Genomic DNA, 7,456 nt, shown 5'->3' with positions numbered 1-7,456 from the left:
AAACTGTGTAGTTGTAATTACCGATTACAACATACTGTACTGAAACAGGTATTTTATTTCCATCCGCCATTTCCAATGCGTTAATTAGCTGTTATCAAATGTCTTATTGTATTTTCAAAGAAAACAATGGCAATATCTTATCACAACAATCAAAACCTAACAAATAATAATAATCGTTCGCATCTTGTAATTGCAACAAAAAATAATGTTGTGGATTCAGACGATGGGAAAAACAGAAGTGAGCTATAAATACTTTACATGGGCAGCTTTTAATGATATCAATTTCACAATGGCATTCTATCAATGATGTTTACTTGACGACAAGTAAAGTATAAATGCAGCTGATTCTGCACAAAATTTGGTTGGGCTTTCTAAACTAATTAATATGATTGCGAATCTAAAAAGGTTTTTCAGTGTATTGATAGCTTTTAAGTGTAAACCTTTATTCAATTGCCAATTCTCCTTTAGCCCACTTCTTTGCAAATTAGAAGGTTTTAAAGGGGTAAATAATTCTATAATCCCTTTATCTAAAATGCGAAAGACTATCACAAATGACAGTCTTTCGCATACGTTATGCTTTCTATATCTATATATGTCGATTAGCTCAAATTGGATAGACAGGAATATAAAGCTTTACCTCCCAAATGTTTTATCATTAATTTACTCCGCTTTAATTTCTTCAATACGCCCGTCTGGCCATTCCGCATAAACCTTACCATCCTCACCGAAAACAATAGGCCTGCCCTTGGAAAAAGCCTTTTCTTTAGCCCGTTTTAAAATTGAGTCTGAGACCTGGTCAAGTTCATCTTTGGTCATTTCTGTAGTGAGTTTTTCAGCGCCTCCATATCTCAAAAATATCGGTACCCTTTGCTGTTCCATATCCATCTGAGTTTTCAAAATAAAGTTACTGATTCCACACACCTAACTATACGCTTTACGATTATGCTGACTTAGCCAGATAATATACAAAAAGGAAAAAGGCGTATGTCAGTAGAAAGATCCCTAAAATAGTCACAACCACCCACGTTTTATTTTTCGACTCCAAAAATAACTGGAATCTGCCTGGCTTGTGTTTATTTAGATTAGTACTAATTGTAAGCCTGACTTCCAGCATACATTTTTCAATCATTTGCTGAATTTTTCTGGTATCCGGTTCCGGTGTAGGTATTACTGAGGGCTTATCTATCTTGCTGTTAATACCATTGATTCCTTCTACGAGATCCGCTATTACCTTATTGGTTTTAGTGTGTTCTTCCACCAGTTCCTTTATTACCAGTTTCAGCGTTGATTGTTCACTTTCATCCATTATATTGTTTTCCATAAATAATAAGTTTTATAATAAAAATCCTATAAATGGTGCCGTTGTTGTTTCTTCTTTTTTCGCTTCAATTCCATCAACCAATGCGGGTCTAGCGACTGCGATTGATATTCCCCCTCTTGCGGGTCAAATAGTATTTTAAACAATTCATCCTGCAATTTGAAAAATGGGGAATGTTGAAGCTGCTCGAATTGGGCAGTCATGTAAGTTTTTTCAATCAGTTTCTGAGAAATAGTAAGGCCTGGCCTGGGTTGGTATTCTTGTATCATTTTTGCACGCATCTTCTCTTCTTGTGGCACCATTTCGATTTTTTGCAGCAAATCCAAAATGCGTTCAATTTTTGAAAGAGAAAAACCTACTTCACTACCCTTAATTTTTACCTTTTTATCGTCAATAAAGGAAATGCCCCGGCCCTTTAAAACCGAGTAGCCCAACGCTTTCATTTTCTTTTCAAACTCCTGGTAAGATGTAACACGTTGCAGGGTGTTCCGAATATCATTTTTTAACCGTTCTTTTCGCATGTCCTGCCGTGGTATCAGGCGTTGCTCTTTCGATAAAAATTTCCGTGGATTTAGAACTTCCCGCAGGTTATATTTCTTTTCCATTTGCCGGCAAAAGTTTGCCATCCGGCGGTAATTATTGGTGAGGTTTACAGCCTTGCCATCGTACCCAACCCGGTTAGCAACAATATGAATATGTTGGTCACGGGTGTCTTTATGAAGAGCGCAAACGTATTGGTTTTTGTCAAACTTAAATTCTGCCGCGCAAGCTTGTGCAATTTCTATCAGTTGATCTTTTGAAAGTGTTTCGCCAGGTGCAAGTCGCAATGAAATATGCAAAACAGGTTTTTCTACCCGCGAGCTTAATTTTCTAACCTCATTGAACTGACTGGCCAACTCACTTGCGGTACCAAAACAATTGTTATAATAAATTACTTCGGCCCGATCTTTATGCTGCAAATTTTCATTAATTGACAGTTCCATTTTCTGTTCTTCAGACAGGTTTATTTTGTCTTCCAAACAATATCCGATACAACCGGAAAAGGATTGTCCTAACGTCATATTTCCTATCATTTCAAATAGTTTTTTATATCCTCTGCAAGCCGTTTCAAATCGCGGGATTGAATCTGCAAAGTGGCTCTTTCCAATGCATTTAATTCTTCAATTCCATTCCTCTTTTTTGCGATCTGATTCAGGTTTGCAGCGAGGTGATTTAATGTGCCGGCGAGTTGTAAAACTTCCTTTGGAAATACAATTTCTCGCCTGTCAATTTGACCATTGAGTGAGATTTCACGCATGTATTGGGAAACAGATAGGTTCACTGATTTGGCTCTGGATTCTATTTTTTTCCTTTCTTCCTTGTCGCATTTTACAGGTAACAACTGATCTTTTTTTATTGCCTTTTTAGGCCGACCGCCTTTCTTTTTCCTGATGATTTCATTTTGCACCATAATCTTTTCCTCCTTATTTTTTTAGAATCCGTCGATAGGCGGATGATTAAAAAAGCCGTGAATCCCGCTTTGCGGGATGAGGGGCCAACATTTTGGTAATACCAAAATATAGCTGGCTACCTAAAACTCAAAGCCTCCTACCTATCCTTGGTCTTTGTTCCTGGCTCTGCCGGTGATGTATAAGCCATTGGTTTAAATCTTTGTGATTCCGATAAAAATCACTGCGATCTATATACTTATTGGCATTCCATTGCAATGCCTGTTTTGTCCAATTGATACCGGCATTGTCTCTGTCTAAAATCAAATGAACCTGTTTGTATTGTTCCATTAAAAGACGGCTCTTTTCAAAAAAAGAAAGGGAGTTTAATACCAGGCAATTTGACAGTGGGGCTGTTAAATTTTTATTAACGGTGCAGAAAGAAAGGAAGCTGAAAAAGCCTTCAAATACCGCGACATCGTCAGTTCGATTGTTAATAAATGTTACATCTTTTGGGGAACTGCTACCCTTAAAATTTTCGTTGCGTAACTCATACCCACCGGCGTTATTTTGAAAGCCGATCACCGTATGCTTTTTGCCGTACAAAAGGAAGTCAACTTCCTTACAAAAACGGTCGGCAATTTCCAGCGGGATGCACCTTTTTTGCAAGTAATCCAGAAGCTTTTTATCAGCCAGCGGACGGGAATCCAGCACAACAATTTTGCTGTCTGTGGTCTCTTTCTTTTCACCAGCAAGGCGGGAATTTGCACCCGAAAGATTGCCGGAAACAGTAGGCGGGTGAAAAGAAAGAACCGGGCGGGCCTGGTAACCCGACATGCGAGTGAGCAACTCGCTAACGGAACAGTTATGGTAAAGCGTTCCGAAATCGATAAAATCGCCACCTTTGCCGCACCCATGATCGTACCAAACATTAAGTTTTCGATTAATCTTAAAAGATGCCGTTCTTTCCTCCCGAAATGGCGATAAATACCAGTAATCTCCGTTCTTAATCCTTTGGGGCTGGTGCCCTAAAAAGGCTAAATATTCGACCAGGTCGAGCCGTTTGGCCTGCTCACAATTTAATTTTTCCATACTCACAGATTTGTTTCACAATTAAATACCCACAAACAAAAAGGCCCGCAAAACATTGGGTATCAAACCGCAAGCTTTGCGAGCCTTGTTAAGTCACCTAAAAATTTATTGGAAAATTGTATCGACGGGGTCACGAAGAGAGCTTCACAGAAATGTGGAGCTTTTTTTATGCCCGTAGTTCAATTGAATAGAGCATCCCGACCAACGGTCGGGATGGTTTCAGGTTTGAATCCTGACGGGATCATATGGATAAATAATTATTACCAGATCGTTGTGACAAGTGGCCGTAGCACCGGGGTTTCATGTTCAGACCCCGAGGCACTAATCGATCTTATATCTCTTTCCCGTATTCTTTCGGACTCATGCCGGTCTTGTTTTTAAACACTTTGCTGAAATGTTGCGGATACTCGAATCCCAGATCATAAGCTATCTGGCTTACTGACTCATTCGAGTTCAATAAGGCTGTCTTTGCCTTTTCAATGAGGTAAAGATGAATATGCTCCTGCGTATTACGGCCGGTTTCTTTTTTGAGCAGATCACTTAAATAATAGGGCGACAGGTTCAATGCATCGCCAAAATATTTAACGGAAGGAATACCCTTCTGAGAAAGATTGTCAGAATTAAAATAATCTTTCAGGAGTTGTTCAAAATCGCCGGCCACATCTTTATTCAAATTTGACCGCGTATGGAATTGCCGGTCATAATAGCGGTTACAATAATCGAGTAATAGTTTGATCTGCGATACAATAAGCTCCTGACTGTGCCTGTCGATATTCTGGGAATACTCTATTTCAATCCTTGAAATAATTTCCTGCAAGGTTTTCTTCTCGTCTTCAGAAAGGTGCAGGGCCTCATTCACATTGTAGGTGAAGAAAGTATAGTCATCGATCTTTCGGCCCAATTCAGATCTCCGGATAAGGTCAGGATGAAAAAGCAATGTCCAGCTATCGTAATCGCTCCTGGGGTTTTCCTCATCTATTGCTATTTGCAACGTTTGCCCGGGCCCCACAAACAACAACGCACCATCCTGGTAATCGTAAGAATTCCTGCCATACCGCAGGTCTGCGCAATTGACAGATTTAAAAGTGATCTGGTATAAATCAATGGAATAGTGAATTTTGCTAAGACCCATTTGTCTGAACTTGTTAATGATCTTCAATACCGAAACCAATGGGTGCTTTGGTTTTTCAAGCCCAAAAAAATCATGGACCTGACTGATCGTTTGTATTTTTATTAAATCACTCATTTTCCCTTTCGCATTTATTTACTTCCATTGACAAATACTGACCTTCAATAAATATACCGATTTCAATTCACTTATTTTGTTTACGTAGCAGGCGTTGTACTTTAGAGTGAAAACAATTGTTTGATTCCTTTTCTAAATCCTTCATCTCCTGCTGCCAACCGTTGCGCATAAGTTCTTTTGGCATCTTCTCCGGCTACATAACGCAATTGATCTTTTCCATCTGTAGCAGCTTCAAATACCACTTCAGCAATTTGCTCAGGCGTTGAATAATTAGCCCTGCGTTCGGGCCTTCCAAATTCTGCCTGCACTTTGTTAATTATTTCTCCGTAAGCCTCGTGGTATCCTGTATCTAAAGAACGGCCCGAGAAATCGGTTGTAATTCCGCCCGGCGATACGGTCTTAATGCCAATTCCGAAGGAGTTCAATTCAAAGGCCATACTTTCGCTCCAACCCTCCAATGCCCATTTGGTAGCATGGTACACCGAGTTTAAAGGCAGGGCAATTAGTCCGCCTATGGAAGTGGTGGTGATAAACAAACCCGATCTTCTCTTGCGGAAATAGGGAATGAACGCCTGGGTAGTGCGGATAACCCCCAGGATATTTGTATTGATCTGGCGCACCAGCTGGGCATCATTAATACCCTCTAAAGGCCCGGCCAAACCATACCCTGCATTATTGAACACCACATCAATATCGCCGGAAGCCAGCGCTTTCTCCGCAGTAGCTTTTATTTGCCCGGCATCAGTAACGTCAAGGGGCATGAGCGTAACGTTATCCAGGTGATTAAGTTCCCTTTCCTTCTCCGGATTACGCATAGTTGCAATTACCCTCCAGCCCTTTGCTGCAAATAGTTTAGCGGTGGCTTTTCCTAAACCAGATGAGGCTCCTGTAATAAAAATTGTCTTTGCCATAGTTTGATTATTTTTTCTTTTAACAAAAGTATTTTAACCCATCCTCGCCGATGTATACATTTTCGGGAAAGATGAATACATTTTGCTGATTATGGCATGTATCAATAATTCTCTTCCCCAACTGCCTCCAGATCAGTAGACCTTTCTCCCATTGTGTGGAAGCTCATGTCGCCCAATGTTACGTAGGTAGTGTTGCCAAATGTGGCTTCTATTTTTATCCGGAAAAATTTCGCCGGGTAGTTCCTGTCACGAAGAGAGGAAAATTGTTATCAAACAGTTTTCCTCTTTTTATTTTATGCACTCTCTATAAAACAATCATCGGCGCCAGGACGTTTGCGGTTAATGAGGTGTTGGATCAGGTTGAAAAGTTGGGGATTAAAGTAAAACGTGTATTGTTTTGATATAGCCGCAGGCCAACGATATCACCTGTTAGTGATTGATTGGTACCCCTCCCCGGAAAAATTATACATAAAACATAGCATTATCTCCATCCTTACTGTACTACACAGCACTGAGGGTTGCACTGAATAGTAAGGGCTCAGTGCAACCCCAGTGCAATTCCAGTGCAACCCCCAGGCATAGTTTACCGCTTCGGATGCACTAATTGCTACAATAAGTGTACGAGACATGGTTCCCATTTAGGGAATACTGTTTGGAAAGCTACGGTCAAGCTTCGGTTAAGCTTCGGTTAAGCTTCGATTGTCCCAGACTGGGAAAAATGGGCTAAAAGCTGGTGGAGACTCAAGATTCATGGAACAGCACCATAGATGTATATATTAAAATCCCCATAATGCCAATCGTGTGAACGATGTCATTAAGGGGAATCACCGGGCAGGACCTCTAACAACCAAAGACTTTAACACATGTAACCGTTTTAAAATCTTCCCGTAATTGTTTTGAAAACAGTCCAGCCTGGGTCACGAAGAGAGGAAAATTATTATCAAACAGCTTTCCTCTTTTTTATTTTATGCACTCCCTATAAAACAATCATCAGTGCCCAGGAGGCTTGAGGTTAATGATGTGTTTGCGGATGCAATATTTTAAACAGCTCCTTTTGCAAATCCTCGTTTGACAATTTGTTTAATAACTGGGAATCAATTTCATACCACTTCTTTTTATTGCCTAATACACCAATTACATAGGTGTGTCCGGCCGGCACTATTTCGCCGGTTTCGGGATGTTTTTTAGAGAGTGTTACCACTACATCTTTATATTTTGACATAATAGAAAGATAACTAAAATAATTGGTAATGTCCAGTTTTAAATAGTCATAGGGTTGCATTCGCTTATTCAAATGCCATTACCGGAAACGGAATAGGACTGCGGAATAGCTTGCCGGAATTTTATACTGGAATCAAAATAAATAAAAAACATCCCTCCCGCAGTGATGAATGCTTTATTTAACAGGCTCCGGCTTATTCCCTGATTTGTTAGGGTTACATTGAGCGCAACTTAAAAAGTA

General features: G+C 40.0%; 8 protein-coding genes. All 8 read right to left on the bottom strand.

Annotated elements, in window-relative coordinates; genetic code table 11:
* Positions 1-660: 660 nt before the first annotated feature.
* The 8 genes from A3860_RS36190 to A3860_RS36155 all read right to left on the bottom strand — a co-directional run bounded on the left by A3860_RS36190 (position 661) and on the right by A3860_RS36155 (position 7,216).
* The gene (locus A3860_RS36190; RefSeq protein WP_081155486.1) at positions 661-879 is read right to left on the bottom strand and encodes a hypothetical protein; all 219 of its coding nucleotides are present in this window, start codon (positions 877-879) and stop codon (positions 661-663) included.
* 61 nt (positions 880-940) lie between these two features.
* A complete protein-coding gene (locus A3860_RS36185) occupies positions 941-1,321 on the bottom strand; it encodes a hypothetical protein (RefSeq protein ID WP_081155485.1) in 381 nt (126 codons plus the stop codon).
* 26 nt (positions 1,322-1,347) lie between these two features.
* The gene (locus A3860_RS36180) at positions 1,348-2,301 is read right to left on the bottom strand and encodes a relaxase/mobilization nuclease domain-containing protein (RefSeq protein WP_394334805.1); all 954 of its coding nucleotides are present in this window, start codon (positions 2,299-2,301) and stop codon (positions 1,348-1,350) included.
* A gap of 86 nt (positions 2,302-2,387) precedes the next feature.
* On the bottom strand, positions 2,388-2,768 hold the full coding sequence (locus A3860_RS36175) for a plasmid mobilization protein (RefSeq protein WP_081155483.1): 381 nt from the start codon (positions 2,766-2,768) through the stop codon (positions 2,388-2,390).
* Positions 2,769-2,895: 127 nt separating this feature from the next.
* Positions 2,896-3,837: a toprim domain-containing protein gene (locus tag A3860_RS36170; protein ID WP_081155482.1), complete on the bottom strand. Its 942-nt coding sequence runs from the start codon at positions 3,835-3,837 to the stop codon at positions 2,896-2,898.
* Positions 3,838-4,168: 331 nt separating this feature from the next.
* Entirely contained in the window at positions 4,169-5,083 is a 915-nt protein-coding gene (locus A3860_RS36165; RefSeq protein ID WP_081155481.1) for a helix-turn-helix domain-containing protein, read from the bottom strand.
* A 101-nt stretch (positions 5,084-5,184) separates the two neighbouring features.
* Positions 5,185-5,994: an SDR family oxidoreductase gene (locus tag A3860_RS36160; RefSeq protein WP_081155480.1), complete on the bottom strand. Its 810-nt coding sequence runs from the start codon at positions 5,992-5,994 to the stop codon at positions 5,185-5,187.
* A gap of 1,012 nt (positions 5,995-7,006) precedes the next feature.
* Positions 7,007-7,216, bottom strand: a complete 210-nt coding sequence (locus tag A3860_RS36155; RefSeq protein ID WP_245843700.1) for a hypothetical protein — start codon at positions 7,214-7,216, stop codon at positions 7,007-7,009.
* Positions 7,217-7,456: the final 240 nt, after the last annotated feature.

The sequence above is a fragment of the Niastella vici genome, assembly GCF_002077945.1.
Lineage (GTDB): Bacteria > Bacteroidota > Bacteroidia > Chitinophagales > Chitinophagaceae > Niastella > Niastella vici.
Note: the sequence above shows the minus strand (reverse complement) of the source record. Positions and strands in the feature narration are given on the sequence as shown.